This window comes from Cryobacterium zongtaii (assembly GCF_002909375.1).
Classification (GTDB): domain Bacteria; phylum Actinomycetota; class Actinomycetes; order Actinomycetales; family Microbacteriaceae; genus Cryobacterium; species Cryobacterium zongtaii.
Map to the genome: position 1 here is coordinate 431,399 of NZ_PPXD01000026.1, position 13,666 is coordinate 445,064.

The 13,666-nt window shown below is 66.1% G+C and carries 15 protein-coding genes and 1 pseudogene; 14 read left to right on the forward strand and 2 right to left on the reverse strand.

Translation table 11 applies throughout. From position 1 onward, the window contains the following. Window positions 1-157 precede the first annotated feature (157 nt). The 8 genes and pseudogenes from C3B61_RS17400 (at window position 158) to C3B61_RS20120 (ending at window position 7,582) form a co-directional block, all read left to right on the forward strand. Entirely contained in the window at window positions 158-868 is a 711-nt protein-coding gene (locus C3B61_RS17400; protein WP_165791212.1) for a GntR family transcriptional regulator, read from the forward strand. A gap of 453 nt (window positions 869-1,321) precedes the next feature. After that, window positions 1,322-2,365: a LacI family DNA-binding transcriptional regulator gene (locus C3B61_RS17410; protein WP_244285985.1), complete on the forward strand. Its 1,044-nt coding sequence runs from the start codon at window positions 1,322-1,324 to the stop codon at window positions 2,363-2,365. A 145-nt stretch (window positions 2,366-2,510) separates the two neighbouring features. After that, on the forward strand, window positions 2,511-3,776 hold the full coding sequence (locus tag C3B61_RS17415) for an ABC transporter substrate-binding protein (RefSeq protein WP_103461745.1): 1,266 nt from the start codon (window positions 2,511-2,513) through the stop codon (window positions 3,774-3,776). A gap of 11 nt (window positions 3,777-3,787) precedes the next feature. Beyond that, the gene (locus tag C3B61_RS17420) at window positions 3,788-4,741 is read left to right on the forward strand and encodes a carbohydrate ABC transporter permease (RefSeq protein ID WP_103461746.1); all 954 of its coding nucleotides are present in this window, start codon (window positions 3,788-3,790) and stop codon (window positions 4,739-4,741) included. Further along, the gene (locus C3B61_RS17425) at window positions 4,738-5,628 is read left to right on the forward strand and encodes a carbohydrate ABC transporter permease (protein ID WP_103461747.1); all 891 of its coding nucleotides are present in this window, start codon (window positions 4,738-4,740) and stop codon (window positions 5,626-5,628) included. The genes C3B61_RS17420 and C3B61_RS17425 overlap by 4 nt, the downstream gene beginning before the upstream one ends. 44 nt (window positions 5,629-5,672) lie before the next feature. Continuing rightward, window positions 5,673-6,965 (forward strand): family 1 glycosylhydrolase, encoded by a 1,293-nt coding sequence (locus C3B61_RS17430; protein ID WP_103461748.1) that lies wholly within the window; start codon window positions 5,673-5,675, stop codon window positions 6,963-6,965. A gap of 128 nt (window positions 6,966-7,093) precedes the next feature. Next, window positions 7,094-7,192 (forward strand): annotated as a pseudogene (locus tag C3B61_RS20355) (DUF2510 domain-containing protein); the annotation flags it as partial. 165 nt (window positions 7,193-7,357) lie between these two features. Continuing rightward, window positions 7,358-7,582: a hypothetical protein gene (locus tag C3B61_RS20120; RefSeq protein WP_244285986.1), complete on the forward strand. Its 225-nt coding sequence runs from the start codon at window positions 7,358-7,360 to the stop codon at window positions 7,580-7,582. 60 nt (window positions 7,583-7,642) lie between these two features. Here the strand turns inward: C3B61_RS20120 and C3B61_RS19580 are convergent, their stop codons facing one another. Further along, a complete protein-coding gene (locus C3B61_RS19580; protein WP_103478653.1) occupies window positions 7,643-7,855 on the reverse strand; it encodes a hypothetical protein in 213 nt (70 codons plus the stop codon). Window positions 7,856-8,245: 390 nt separating this feature from the next. Here C3B61_RS19580 and C3B61_RS17445 point away from each other — a divergent pair, with 390 nt between their 5' ends. The 3 genes from C3B61_RS17445 (at window position 8,246) to C3B61_RS17460 (ending at window position 10,325) form a co-directional block, all read left to right on the forward strand. Next, a complete protein-coding gene (locus tag C3B61_RS17445; RefSeq protein ID WP_103461751.1) occupies window positions 8,246-8,539 on the forward strand; it encodes a DUF4287 domain-containing protein in 294 nt (97 codons plus the stop codon). A gap of 236 nt (window positions 8,540-8,775) precedes the next feature. After that, complete coding sequence (locus C3B61_RS17455; protein ID WP_103461753.1) at window positions 8,776-9,576, forward strand: hypothetical protein; 801 nt, start codon at window positions 8,776-8,778, stop codon at window positions 9,574-9,576. A gap of 95 nt (window positions 9,577-9,671) precedes the next feature. Beyond that, the gene (locus C3B61_RS17460) at window positions 9,672-10,325 is read left to right on the forward strand and encodes a class I SAM-dependent methyltransferase (RefSeq protein WP_103461754.1); all 654 of its coding nucleotides are present in this window, start codon (window positions 9,672-9,674) and stop codon (window positions 10,323-10,325) included. 112 nt (window positions 10,326-10,437) lie between these two features. Here the strand turns inward: C3B61_RS17460 and C3B61_RS17465 are convergent, their stop codons facing one another. Continuing rightward, window positions 10,438-10,935 (reverse strand): DUF6326 family protein, encoded by a 498-nt coding sequence (locus C3B61_RS17465; protein WP_103461871.1) that lies wholly within the window; start codon window positions 10,933-10,935, stop codon window positions 10,438-10,440. A 135-nt stretch (window positions 10,936-11,070) separates the two neighbouring features. On the opposite strand from C3B61_RS17465, the gene C3B61_RS17470 reads away from it, so the two are divergent. From C3B61_RS17470 to C3B61_RS17480, 3 genes are all read left to right on the forward strand, one after another. Continuing rightward, window positions 11,071-11,751, forward strand: a complete 681-nt coding sequence (locus C3B61_RS17470) for a TetR/AcrR family transcriptional regulator (RefSeq protein WP_103461755.1) — start codon at window positions 11,071-11,073, stop codon at window positions 11,749-11,751. A 335-nt stretch (window positions 11,752-12,086) separates the two neighbouring features. Next, complete coding sequence (locus C3B61_RS17475; RefSeq protein ID WP_088456908.1) at window positions 12,087-13,145, forward strand: magnesium and cobalt transport protein CorA; 1,059 nt, start codon at window positions 12,087-12,089, stop codon at window positions 13,143-13,145. Window positions 13,146-13,259: 114 nt separating this feature from the next. Further along, window positions 13,260-13,628, forward strand: coding sequence for an HNH endonuclease (locus tag C3B61_RS17480; RefSeq protein WP_103430116.1), 369 nt, complete (start codon window positions 13,260-13,262; stop codon window positions 13,626-13,628). Window positions 13,629-13,666: the final 38 nt, after the last annotated feature.

A 13,666-nucleotide genomic window follows, 5' to 3' on the forward strand; every position in this document is an offset into this window, starting at 1 on the left:
GTCTGCCCGGCTCGGGCCGGTGTAACAAGCTCGTCACATACTTCTTACGTCAGCGTCACTCTCGCATACCAAAACGCGCCTAAATCGGTGTTTCTCGCTCGGAATGCCGTTTTTGGTATTCCAAAGGCGACGTGGTGGACGTGTCAGAATGGTGTCCATGAGCCTCGAACAAACCCCAGCGCGCATCGCCAACGTTCTGCGCGAGCAGATCATCACGGGCGAGCTGAAGATGGGGTCGAAGCTCAATGAGCGCGAGATCGCCGAGCGACTGCAGGTGTCGCGCATTCCCGTACGAGAAGCACTGCCGATCCTCGAATCCGAGGGTTTCATCAGCTCACAACCGCGGCGCGGAGCGGTCGTGCACGCGCTCACTCTCACCGACGCCGCCGAGCTCTTCGATCTTCGCCGTCAACTCGAACCGATGGCGTCGGCGTTCGCCGCACGACGGGCCGCCGCGGGCGCCGACGTCGAGCCGATGCTTGCCGCGCTCCGCACCGCCCGTGGCGCTTTCGCTCCGGTCAAGGCGCTGGACACCCTCGACGAGGGCGCCCCACCGTCGACACGAAATTCCGACCTGCACGAGGAGATCATCGCCCTCGCCGATCACGCCCTGCTGCAGCGCGTGACCAAACTCATGAGTGGGCGCGTTCGCTGGCTTTTCCGGCTCACTCCTCAGCGCGACACCACGGCGATGTGGGCTGAACACCGCGAAATCGTCGACGCCATCGTCGCCGGGCAGGCCGACGTCGCCGAGCTCCTCACCGCGGCACACGTGGAGCGGGGACGCTTCGAGTCGATGCCGCTGCTTGCCGAACTACTGCCCTCCGCGGCGCCCGCCTCGCTCCGGAGACGGCGGAAGGCGAGCTAGCACTCAGCGTCGCCCGACGGTTCCCGGGCGCGGGGCATCCTAGGCTCGGACGTATGGCACTCCAGATCACGACAGCGTACGCTCTGCGGGCGACGGAGTACGCCGAGCAACTGGGCTCTATGACGTCGGTGCATCCCTTGGATCTGCAGCTGGTCACCGGGTGGGCCGATCGGCTCGACGGCCCAGTGATCGATGCTGGCTGCGGTCCGGGGCATTGGACGGGGCCCCATGGGGCGATCCTGGCTCGCGTTTCCGCGGGAGCGGATCCCACCCCTCGCATTCAGAGCCAACGATGAAGAGCTCTGGAGCCGATCACGCTGGGCATCTACGACTACCCGAGGGTGCCATCGCTCCCCAACGAGGCAGCCCCGGTGCGGTACCGTCATGGTGAGATCCGGACAACGGCGCGTGGGGAATGGGGCAACGGTGAGAGGCAACGGTTCTCCCGCGACCATGCAAGACGTCGCCCGCCTCGCCGGGGTCTCGGTCAAGACCGTCTCCAACGTTCTCTCGGGCTACGAGCACGTCAGCACGCGGATGCACGACAGGGTCATGAGCGCCGTGACCGAGCTGGACTACGAGATCAACATCTCGGCCCGCAACCTTCGGTCGGGGCGCACCAAGGTGATCGGGCTCGCCGTCCCAGAACTCAGCCAGGCTTACTTCGCCGAACTTGCGGATGCCGTCATCCGGGCCGCGAAGGCTCACGACTACACCGTGCTGATCGAGCAGACCAGCTCCGACAATGACGAGATCGCCACGGTCGCGGCCATGCGCCGCCACGCCATCGACGGCCTTATCTTTAGCCCTATCGCGCTGGGCCCCGGCGACGTCAGCGGCCTGTCCGTGGACTTCCCCGTGGTCGTTTTGGGCGACTGGGTCGAGGGCAGCCCTGCTGACCACATCACCCTGCCGAACACGGCCGCGATCCGCACCGCCACCGAACACCTGCTCGATCTGGGGCGCTGCCGCATCGCCGTCGTCGGCGCGCATCCGGAAGGGCCGGTCGGCACCAGCGCCCTCCGGTTCAATGGCTATGCGGACGCACTCACCGCTCGGGGCATCGTGATCTCGCCCGAGCTGGTCGCCGATGTGCCGCTCTGGCACCGCGCCGATGGCGCGGCCGCCGTCACGCAGCTGTTGGCCGCCGGCACGGAGTTCGACGGCGTCGTCTGTTTCAACGACGCCCTCGCCCTCGGTGCCATGAGCGCCTTGCAGCTTGCCGGCCTGCGCGTTCCCGAGGACGTCGCCGTGGTGGGCTTCGACGACATCGAAGACGCGCGTTTTTCCAGCCCGGCACTCACCACCATCTCCCCCGGCCGCGAGGAACTGGCCCGCCTGGCCGTTGACCGGGTGCTCGCGCGCATCGAAGCCGGCGGCGACGCCGCGGAATCGGTGCACGTGGAGGTCGGCTACTCGCTCGAGGTTCGCGCGTCTACGGTTAGCCTCTCCGCGAAGCCCGTCCCCGCCGCCATGGAGCCCCTGCTCCACGACTAAGCCGGCCGATGCGCCCGTTTGCACCGCGGTGTTGACAGCGCTCAAATCATGCCGTACCTTCAAATTTACATCGATGTAAATTACGTCGAAACCCGTTTCTAGTGACTTCCCGACAGCGTTGTGGGAAGCAGATTGCAGGTACCCAGTGAAGAAGCTGTTGGCCGCCTTTGCGGCTTCCGCCGTCGTCGTTTCCGGTCTGTCCGGCTGCGCCGCCGCCACCCCCGCCGCTAGTGAGGGGCCCGTCGCCCTGACCTTCTGGCACGGCTACACCGAGGCCGACGGCGATGTGCTCAACGGCATCGTGGAGGACTTCAACGCGTCGCAGGACGACGTGGTGGTCACCCCCCAGACCAAGACCTGGGCGGTCATCGACGACACACTCCTGACGGCCCTGTCGTCGGGCGAAGGCCCGCAGATCGTCGCAATGCCCGCCGAGCGCCTCCCGGTCTACGCATCCAAGAAGGCCCTGGTCAACCTCGATGACTTCTACGCGGATGACACGAGCAACACGGCGGAGCTGAACGAGGAGGCCGTGGCGATGGAGACCGTCGAGGGATCCAAGTACGGCGTGCCGACCGGTTTCGTGCCGCTGTCGGTCTTCTACGACAAAGACAAGCTGGCCGCCGCCGGGGTCACGACCTTCCCGGCCACCTGGGACGACTGGGTCGCCGCCGCGAAGGCCACCACCATCGACGCGGATGGCGACGGCACGCCCGAACAGTACGGCATGGCGCTGCCCGACCACGGCACCGTCGGCAACGGCGTCTGGGCGAGCCTCTTCGAGGGCGGCGGCGGCTCGATCACGAACGAAGACGGCACCGAGGCCACCGTGGACTCGGCCGCCAACATCGACACCCTCACCTACTGGGCCGACGCCGTGCAGCAGGATTTGATCTCCCCCACCGGTCTGGACGGCATCGACGCCGACGCCCTCTTCACCTCGGGCAAGGCTGTCATGCACATCGGCGGCCCCTGGATGACGGGTCTCGCCACCGACGCCGGCATCAACTACGGCATCGCGGCCATTCCGGCCGGCCCCGACGCTCAGGCCGCGTCGGCGATTGGCGTCTCGATGGCCGTCACCGCTCAGGCGACGGACGCCGAACAAGCCGCCGCGCAGGACTTCCTGGCTTACTTCAACAAGAAGGATGTGGCCACAGCATGGTCGCTCGGTTCCGGCTGGCCGGCGCTGCGCACCGACGTGACCGCGGAAGACGTCAGCGCGAACGCCACCGTCGCCGCCCTCACCGAAATCTCCGACACCAGCCGGGCGCTTCTGCCCGGCGTCGTGAACAGCACCGACGTGCTGACCGCCGTAGACGAGGCCACCCAGAAGGCACTTGCCGGCGGTGACCCTGCCGAGCTGCTCGCCGCCGCACAGGCATCCGTGCAGCAGGCGCTGGACAACTGAGCCGGAATCCGATGACGACCTCATCTCTCCAACGACGCCGACCGTGGCGCCCGCCCGGTCAGCTCGGCGGCAGACGACCGCTGAACGACGGCTTCCGCCGGCGGGCCGTCGTCGTCGGGTTCCTGGCGCCGGCCCTGATCATCCTCACGGCCTTCGTGGGCTGGCCGATGTTCTCGGCCCTCCGACTCTCCTTCACCGACGCCAGCGGCTTCGGGCAGGAAACCTGGGTGGGCCTGGAGAACTACGCGCGGGTCTTCACCGATCCGAGCATCCTGCAGTCGATCGGGAACACCGCGTTGTACGCCGTGTTGTTCACGCCCGTCGCCCTGATCGTGGCGCTGGTGCTCGCCCTCGCGGTAAACAGTCCGCAGCTGCCGTTCCGCGGATTCTTCCGCACCACCCTGTTCCTTCCGTTCATCGTGTCGCTGGCCGTCGCGGCGTTCGCCTGGTCGTACCTGCTCGACCCGCAGATCGGGCTGTTGAACTATTGGTTGCAGGCCGTCGGTATTCGGATCGGCAACGTGCTGGAGGACCCGGCGCTGGCCATGCCGACCGTGGTGCTCGTGGCCGTGTGGAAGAGTTTCGGCTTCTACATGGTGATCTTCCTGGCCGGCCTGCAAGACATCCCTAAGAGCCTGTACGAAGCGGCATCGCTCGACGGCGCGAACGGATGGCGCCGGTTCACGAACGTGACCTTCCCGATGCTCAGCAACACCATGGCGTTCGTGGTGGTGATCGCGCTGATCGCGGCGCTGCAGGCATTCGACCAGATCTACGTGCTCACCGGAGGCGGACCCTACCGAAGCACGCAGACCATCGTGATGGAGATCTACCAGTCCGGGTTCAAGGACCTCGAACTCGGCTTCGCCTCCGCACTGTCCTACGTCCTGCTGGTGGCCACTCTGCTCCTCAGCCTCGTGCAGTTCCTATTCTTCGGTCGGCGTGGAGAGGACACCAGCTCATGACCAGCACCCTCAGCCGGGCGGCGCTCCCGACCCCGGCACCCACCCGCACCGTTCGCCGACGCCCACCACGGATCAGCCTGACCCGGGCGCTCTACTTCGTCGGCTTCCTAGTCGTGACTACGGCGATCATGCTGCCCGTCATCATCATTGTGTTGACCGCGTTCAAGCCGGCCTCCGAAGTTAACGCCTTCCCACCCACGCTCACCCCGACCCAGTGGACGCTCGACAACTTTCGGGCGATCTTCTCCGAGCTGCCATTCGCGCGGCTGATCGGCAACAGCTTCGTCTTCGCCGGCGGGGTCACCCTGTTCGCCCTGGTGTTCGACTCGCTCGCCGCCTACGCGTTGGCCCGGCTGGATTTCCGGGGCAGCAAGGTGCTGTTGATCGTCATCATCGCCAGCCTGATGATCCCGTTTCAGGCGACGCTGATCCCGATCTACCAGCTGGTCTCCGACCTGGGCTGGGTGAACACCTTTGCTGGGCTGATCCTGCCGCGGGCGGCCGACGCGTTTGGTATCTTCTTCCTCCGGCAGTTCTTCCTGTCCCTTCCGCGGGACCTCGACAATGCCGCCCGGATCGACGGCGCCTCTGAGTTTCGGGTGTTCTGGAGCGTGGTGCTCCCCAACGCCATCCCGGCGCTGCTCACGCTAGGCATCTTCACCTTCGTCAACAACTGGAACGACCTGCTCTGGCCGTTGGTGTTCACCACCGAATCGGACCACGGCACCATCACCTCGGGCCTGACCCTATTGACCGGCCCCGGCGGCATCATCCCCCAGGGCGTGATGATGGCCGGCGCCCTCATCGCCGTGCTGCCCCTCGCAATCCTCTTCCTGCTGGTTCAGCGGCGCTTCATTGAGAGCGTCGCGAGCAGCGGCCTGAAATAGCCCGCCGCCATCCACTGACCACCATCACCACTGAATCGAGCAACATGACCTGGTTTGACGACGGCCGACTGCACTTCGCGGTCGGCATCGAGGACACCTTCGTGCCGCAGGCCCGCCCGGGCGAGCGCGCCATCGATGAATACGAGCTCACCGAGCACTACGCGCAATACGCCGGCGACCTGCAGCTGGCCAGCGATGTGGGCGCCGAGCTGGTGCGCTGGGGGGTGCCGTGGCATCGGGTGGCCGCCGAAAAGGGCCGATGGGACTGGTCGTGGGTGGACGGCGTGATGGCGCGGTATGCCGAGCTGGGGCTGCGCCCGGTGATTGATCTGCTGCACTACGGCACTCCCCTCTGGCTCGAGGGCCAGTTCTCCAACCCGGACTATCCCGACCACGTCACCGAATACGCCCAGCGGTTCGCCGAACGGTACGGCGACGTCGCCACCGATTACACGCCGGTCAACGAGCCCGTCATCCACGCCCTGTTCTCCGGCGAGTACGCCTATTGGCCGCCATATCTCTCGGGCCCGACCGGCATGGTGAGCATCGCCACCGCCCTCGCTGAGGGGTTCGTGAAGACTCAGCACGCGATTGCGTCGGTGCTCGGTGACCGGGCCACCTTTGTGCACGTTGATGCGGGCATCCGGTACTCGGGCGCCCTGGATGCCCCCGAGCACGCGGACACCGTCACGCGGCTTCGGCACCAGGGATTCCTCGTCGAGGATCTTGTCACCGGCGCCGTCGGTCCGGACCACCCGCTGCTGGGCCAGCTTGAACGGGGCGGCGCCGACGACTCTCTCCTCGACTGGTTCCGGGCGCATCCGGTTCGGCCCGATGTCATGGGCGTCAATTACTACCCGCTGCACTCCACCGAGGTGTTCGAGGCGGGCATCCATCACGGCGGCGGATTCGCCGATCCTCGCCCCTATGAAGACACCGGCACGGAGGGCCTGAGAGACGTACTCACCACCTGGGCCAACCGGTATGGCGCACCCGTGATGCTCACAGAGACGAGCGTGACCGGCACGGTCGATGAACGGCGTCGATGGCTCGATGCCTCGGTCGGCGCGCTCCACGAGCTCAAGGCCGACGGCGTCAACGTTGTGGGGTACACCTGGTGGCCGCTGTTCGATATGTACGAATGGACCTGGCGCCACACCGAGGCACCCCGGGCAGACCACTTGCTGACGATGGGTCTGCATGACTTGGTGGAAACACCGTCGGGGAGCCTGGCCCGGCGGCGCAATCCCGTGGCTGATACCTTTCAGCGGCACGCGACCCAGGCTCGGCTGGCGCCCGATGCGATGGTTGAGGATTCGGCTGACGTCGTCGCCTGACACCGGCAGCAGATACCTCACCTCGACCAGGGCCGTGGGCACCCACACTGGGGGTTGGCGGATGCGCCCCGTGCGCTCATACGCTTCAATCTGCGTCGTGTTGGCGCGCCCACACGACGGGAATCCCTTTGACTCTGCCTTTAGCCGGTTGGTACCGAGACCCTGAAGATGGCGCGCTGCTGCGCTGGTGGACAGGCGCAGAGTGGTCAGATCAGCGGCGCACCGCCGAACCCATGCCGGTACCGCCGCCTGCCTACGTCTACGGAAACACAGTCGGGCCCGCAACCGCAAAGCCGGCATACGTACCAATGGCGAGTCACAGCGCGGCGACGTCGTTTGCACGGAAGCCAACGCGCAAGGAGAAGGACCGAGAGATTCGTCGGAACAACTCGATGGCGTACACCGGGCTGGTCTTGGCCCTCGTCTCATGCCTCATCAATCCGGTGGCGATCCCGAGCGTGCTGGGAATCGTCTTTTCGGCGATTGGCATCGCGAAGTCCGCTGAACTCGAAGGCGCCGGGCGGCAGCTGACCGGCCGAGGAACGGCTATCGCCGGACTCGTGGTTAGCATCGCGTCCACGGCGTGGTTTCTGTGGCGGATCTCGACGCTGGTCTAGGCGAGGCTCGATCTCACCCTCCACACTCGTGCTCGATCAGTCGAGCCCCGCTCGCGCCGTTTATGCGTCGCAGGCGATTCCGTCGCCGTCACGGTCGAGGTCGTAGACGTCCGATCCAACGATGCGGAGAGGACCGTCGACGTACGCCGGACCGTTGCCGCTGCCACCGGCGCAGTCCACATCTGACGCGATCGGCACGCAGACGTCGGCGTAGTTGGAGTCGCAGCCGTTACTTTCCGGCACCGGCTCCGCTGCGACCACCGGCTCGGGCACTCGGGTGCCGACTGAGGTAACTTCGTCGACCGGCCGAACGGTGGTCTCCTCGCGTGCGATTGATCGAGTCGCTTCCTGGACCTCAGCCTCAGTGGCGATAGCCGTCGGGGTGGGGGTCGGAGTTGCGGTGCGTTTGGGCTTCGGTGTCGGGTTCGCGGTCGCCGGAGCCACATTGGACGCGTCCGAGATGAGACTGGCTTGCGGCGACACACCCTACCCACGTGCACTGTCCACTCCCCAGTGCTGGTGGCAACGATTGGTAGGTGCAGTCGCTCCACTTGATGCATCCCGGTCACAGCTGACTCGACCGCCGCTCGGCTCCTCGAGCGGCGGCGGATCGGCGGCTAGAGTTCTAGCAAAACGGCACCGACGGCTCGGAAGGGAAGAGCAATGTCATACCGGGCCTACCTCGATGCGATCGAAACGAAGACGGGCAAGACGCCCCAAGAGTTGCTCGACGAAGCCAGCGCCCGCGGCTTCGATTCGACAACGAAGGCCGGCGAGGTGGTCGCCTGGCTCCGTGATGACTACGGCGTTGGACGCGGGCACGCCATGGCGCTTTACGGCGTCCTGAAGAACGGCGCAGACGGCGCGGTCCCCGACAAGCATGTGGGTTCGGACGGCAGCCACCGGGACGAGTCCTCGACGCTGCGACTCGACGGCCTCGCCAAGCGCGAGAGCTGAATCACGCCGAGCCGACGCACTGCCGGCGGCCGACACTGACCGACGTCTCGCTGATCTCGGCCTGTTGGGCGGTCAGTCGAGGCCGTTCGCCCAGCCACAAGCTGGGCACTCTCTCTCGATAGGATCGACCCTGGCGGCCGTTCCGGGTGGAGCGGCGGATCGCCACGGGGGATACAAGGGGGAACGCGTCCGGCATCCGGGCGCGGGTATACATGCAGACTTTGAACAAGACATCCATGCTGGCCGCCATCACGTTGGCGGCAGCGACAGCTCTGCTCCTTGCGGGCTGTTCCACCGCGTCGACCGGCGATGGCGTGAACAGTAATGCAAGTTCGGATGGAGCCCCCAAGGCCGGGGTCTTCGAATTTCAGACCCCCGCCTACGGCTCCGAGGGAGAGCTGGTCATCCGCATTCCTGAGTCCCTCGTCGAGGCCGCGGGATCCGATGCCGACGGGCTGCTAGTGGGCGAGGTGACGGCGAAAGCACGCGAACTGGACTCGTCCAAGTCGTGCGCTGTCGACCTGGCAATCGACTATCGCGGAGACGGCCTCGACGCGCTGAGCCGACCGTCGATGACGAAAGAGGAATACGCCGCCGAGGGCGAAGCCGAACTCGAAAGTGTGTTGATGCGGCAGTTCGGCGTCGAGACCGTGGAGGAAGCCGAGGCGAGCGCCCCGGGCGGCGCCGCGGAGGTGGAAGAGATCGTTGCCAACCTGGAGCAGGCGCCGTATTCCGCTAAGCCGGCGTGGTCGGCGCTGGACGCGACTCCCATCGACGATCTCGACGCCTCCGACCCCGAGCCGGGCAAGTACGTCTCCGACGATTCCAAGACCCTGACATTCGTGCAGTCTTGCGCCTCCGATCCGCTCGACGACGGCAGCTCGGATCAGTTCGACTTCCCCATCGAGACCGACGGCACAATCGACGCATTCGCAACTGTGGAGATGACCGTCATGAAGAACGGCACCCTCACCATCATTGAGGCGAGCGTTGCCGACTACGAGCTGGACTCGAACGGCGACTGGATCGGCTTCTAATCCTGTAAGAGCCGGGATGCGGCGGCTTGGTCGAGCCCCCGGGCGCACGCCCGGTGCTGAGTGAAGAGGGCGCGGAGCATCCTAGGCTCAGAGGTATGGCACCCGAGATCAGAGCCGCGTATGCCCGCCGTGCGGCGGAGTATGCGGAGCACCTGGGCTCGATCACGTCGGTGCATCCAGCGGACCTGCAGCTTGTCACCGGGTGGGCCGAGCGGCTCGACGGGCCACTAATCGACGCCGGCTGCGGCCCCGGGCAATGGACCGGGCACCTCGCCGCGCGTGGGGTGAACATTCGGGGTGTTGACCTGGTGCCGGGCTTCATCGACCACGCCCGACAGGCCTATCCGGAAGTGTCTTTCGCGATCGGCGACATCGGTGCGCTGCCGGAACCACCCGGCACGGTTGCGGGCGTGCTCGCCTGGTACTCGCTCATTCACCACGAGCCGACCTCACTCCGTGGTGCGCTCTCCGAGTTCGCGCGTGTGCTGCGCCCGGGCGGCGAGCTTCTGCTCGGCTTCTTCGAGGGCCCGGTGGTCGAACCGTTCGAACACGCCATCACGACGGCGTATCGATGGCCCGTAGCCGCCCTGAGCGACGAACTCCGCGCCGCTCGCTACGACATCATCGAGACCCACGCCCGCACCGGTCCCGGGCACCGGCCTCACGGCGCACTCCGCGCCTGCCTCTCCGCCAGAGCGGATGCCGCGAGATCGTTGCCAGACACCAGTCAGTTGGAGAGTAGGCGGTAGGGGCCGTGGAGGCCCCTACCGCCCAGTAGTAGTCGGTGTGCCACACCCACGGAGCCCCTACCGCGGCACCGCGGCAGATGGTTCCAAGCGGCACGGGCACTACCTACCCCGTTCAACCGTGCTGCTTGATGCGAATGACCCCAATCTCGGGGCTCATCGCCATCTCTGCCGGCGGTGCCGTGCGGGGCCAGGTCCAGGCGGAGCGCAGGATGAAGGCCAGGATCAGCACCTCGACTCCGATGGTGAAGCCGTAGTAGAAGGCCCAGTCCCAGGACGCCCCGGCCGCGTTGAACACGCAGATGGGGATGAAAAGCACGGCAACGACGAGGTTCGTGGCACGGTTCACCCGGGCGGGCAGCGTCATGGAGAGCAGCACCATCAGGGTCGGGATCGCTATGAGCGCGAAGAAGATTGAAATCAATGTCCCGCTGATCTCGAACGCAAAGATGTCGCCGCCCCGGATTTCGTCGATTTCGCCGGGCTGGTAGAGGTGGAAGTAGTCGATGTATATGACGAGGAACATGAAGCTGGTCCAGGCTGCCGCGAGCTTGGCCTGCACTGAGATCCGCTGGTCTTCCAGAGCGGTGGTGGTTTGTTGACGTGTTTTCATCAGGTCCTCCGTTGGTGTGGTGAGGATGGGTTGGTCCACGATCGCTGACGACGACCGCGGACACTTTCTGTCCTTACGGTTGTAAGGATGAGAGCCATGCTAGCCTTACGGCCGTAAGTGCACAAGAATGGATCTATGGCATCGCGCACACCGCTCAGCAGGGATCGGATCATCAACGCCGCCGCCACCGTCGCTGATGGCGCGGGGGTCGCCGCCGTGAGTATGCGCAGTGTCGCGAAGGTACTCGGCGTTGAGGCGATGTCGCTTTACCATCACGTGCCGAGCAAGGAGGCGCTGCTCGACGACCTGGCCGACTGGGTGTTCGCGAGGATCGAATTGACCGAGATCGGCGATAGCTGGCGGGAGGCGATCACCGCCCGGGCACGATCGGCACGGTCGGTGCTCACCGCTCATCCGTGGGCGCTGGGGATGATGGAATCGCGCCCCAATCCCGGCCCGGCGCTGCTGCAGCACCACGACCGGCTACTCGGCGTGCTCATGACCGAGGGTTTCAGCGCCGCGCTCGCGACACACGCGTTCTCCGCGATCGACGCCTACGTGTATGGGTTCGCGCTGACCGAGACGAGCCTGCCCTTCGAACCGGGGGACGGCGCCGAGGAGGCGTTCGCCGTCAAGGTCGCGGCGCCGGCGGAGCTGTATCCGCACATTGCGCGCTCGCGCGCCGAGCTGTTCGGCGGGGGCGGTTATGCGTTTGCGGACGAGTTCGACTATGGGTTGGAGCTGCTGCTGGAGGGCCTGGGGCGTCGGGTCGGCGACGCGAGCCCCGCGCTACCGGGGCGGGTAACGCATCCCTGATGGGGCTGAGTCAGCGCTACCCATAAGCGCTCGTCACAAGTCAGATTTCCAATCTCGATGCCCTGGGGTGCTACGGTATCCGAGGCCCACGCAGGGCCACGACAATCTTCGATCGAAGGCAGGTGAGCGGCCATGGCTGGTGATAGTCCGCGCTCCACTCCCTCGGCGAATGTCGTTTTCGCTCTGACCTTCTAGGCCGGGCGTCGCGCTGGGAGTGGCGCGCAACTGAACCTCCATTGCGAGGTGACCTCTGGTACACGGTCGAATCCCGACGTCTGCCTAGTCACCTCCGGCTTGCTCACGTGCTCTCGTCGACCGAACGACGGAGTAGGACCATGGCACTCATCGACAACGGCATTTACGTGACCGGGCAGCGCACCTCCAGCCCCCACAGCCTCGACGAGACGTACCGCCAGTTGCGCGAGTGCGAGGGAATGGCGTGGATCGGCTTGTACCGGCCCGATGCGGACGAGATCCGCAGCGTTGCCGACGAGTTCTCGCTGCATCCGCTGGCCGTGGAAGACGCGCTCAAGGGCCACCAGCGGGCCAAGCTGGAGCGGTTCGGCGACACCCTCTTCGTGGTGCTGCGGCCCGCCTGGTACCTCGACGCCGAAGAGCGAGTGGAGTTCGGCGAGGTGAACGTGTTCATCGGGCCGGGCTTCGTGGTGACGGTGCGGCACGCCGAGAACCCCGACCTGGCCAACGTGCGCCGGCGGATGGAGCAGAACCCGGCGCTGCTCGCGCTCGGACCCGAAGCAGTGCTGCACGCCGTGCTCGACGAGGTCGTCGACGCCTACTCCCCCGTCGTCGCCGGCCTGGAGAACGACATCGACGAAATCGAGAACCAACTCTTCGGCGGCGACCCCTCGGTGTCCCGGCGCATCTACGAACTGCTCAGCGAGGTCATCGACTTCCAGCGCGCCACCGGGCCGCTGCGCGGCATGCTCGAGGCGCTCCTTCGCGGCTCGGAGAAGTACCAGGTGGACGTGGAGCTGCAGCGCTCGTTCCGGGACGTGCTCGACCACGTGCTGCGGGTCACCGAGCACGCCGCCTCATTCCGGGCACTGTTGGAGAACGCGCTTACCGTGCACGCCACCCTGGTGACGCAGCAGCAGAACGACGAAATGCGCCGCCTCTCGGAGGCCGGGCTGGCCCAGAATGAGGAGACCCGGCGGTTGTCGGAGGTGGGCCTGGCACAGAACGAGGAAGTGAAGAAGATCTCCTCGTGGGCGGCGATCCTGTTCGCGCCGACGCTGGTAGGCACGATCTACGGGATGAACTTCGACAACATGCCAGAGTTGCACTGGCAGTTCGGGTACCCGGTGGCCGTGGCGGCGATGGGAGTGATGGGGCTGGGGCTGTGGGGGATCTTCAAGCGGCGGAAGTGGTTGTAAGGCTGGCTCCGAAACCGTGCAGGGCGCCGAAGAAGGCTTGGCTGGTTCGTCGCGCAACCTTCCGAAGCGAACTAGCGAACGGATGACCGCGCGCGGCCGGAGTACCGTTTAGTCGTGCCCCCTCGCCGCAAGTTCTCAGCCGTATCACCCGCAGCGCGTGCGCGTTACGCGAAACGCCGGCAACGACGGCTCGCCCGCGTCGACAACGACCTCACCGCGTCACAGTGGGCTGACCTCCTCGCCGCTTGGGGAGGGTGTGCATATTGCCAAGCAGAGAGCCCGGCCCTGCAGCGTGACTGCATCATGCCGATTTCTCGGGGCGGCCGGTACACCCTCGAGAACGTGGTTCCCGCCTGCCCGTCCTGCAACGCGAGCAAACACAACAACGAAGTCACCGGGTGGCTCCGGCGCAAGCATCTCGACGAGCGCGCGTTCCTGCTCCGTTACGCGACGATACTGCCGACGCTCCTCCCTGCAGGTTAGGGCTGCCAACGCTCTTGGGCGCATGGCCCCGGGCGGGC

Excerpts from the sequence above, each read along its gene's own strand:
- C3B61_RS17400 (WP_165791212.1), top strand. The coding sequence starts at position 158 with ATGAGCCTCGAACAAACCCCAGCGCGCATCGCCAACGTTCTGCGCGAG.
- C3B61_RS17410 (WP_244285985.1), top strand. The coding sequence starts at position 1,322 with ATGCAAGACGTCGCCCGCCTCGCCGGGGTCTCGGTCAAGACCGTCTCC.
- C3B61_RS17420 (WP_103461746.1), top strand. The coding sequence starts at position 3,788 with ATGACGACCTCATCTCTCCAACGACGCCGACCGTGGCGCCCGCCCGGT.
- C3B61_RS17425 (WP_103461747.1), top strand. The coding sequence starts at position 4,738 with ATGACCAGCACCCTCAGCCGGGCGGCGCTCCCGACCCCGGCACCCACC.
- C3B61_RS17430 (WP_103461748.1), top strand. The coding sequence starts at position 5,673 with ATGACCTGGTTTGACGACGGCCGACTGCACTTCGCGGTCGGCATCGAG.
- C3B61_RS20120 (WP_244285986.1), top strand. The coding sequence starts at position 7,358 with ATGGCGTACACCGGGCTGGTCTTGGCCCTCGTCTCATGCCTCATCAAT.
- C3B61_RS17445 (WP_103461751.1), top strand. The coding sequence starts at position 8,246 with ATGTCATACCGGGCCTACCTCGATGCGATCGAAACGAAGACGGGCAAG.
- C3B61_RS17455 (WP_103461753.1), top strand. The coding sequence starts at position 8,776 with ATGCTGGCCGCCATCACGTTGGCGGCAGCGACAGCTCTGCTCCTTGCG.
- C3B61_RS17460 (WP_103461754.1), top strand. The coding sequence starts at position 9,672 with ATGGCACCCGAGATCAGAGCCGCGTATGCCCGCCGTGCGGCGGAGTAT.
- C3B61_RS17465 (WP_103461871.1), bottom strand. The coding sequence starts at position 10,935 with ATGAAAACACGTCAACAAACCACCACCGCTCTGGAAGACCAGCGGATC.
- C3B61_RS17470 (WP_103461755.1), top strand. The coding sequence starts at position 11,071 with ATGGCATCGCGCACACCGCTCAGCAGGGATCGGATCATCAACGCCGCC.
- C3B61_RS17475 (WP_088456908.1), top strand. The coding sequence starts at position 12,087 with ATGGCACTCATCGACAACGGCATTTACGTGACCGGGCAGCGCACCTCC.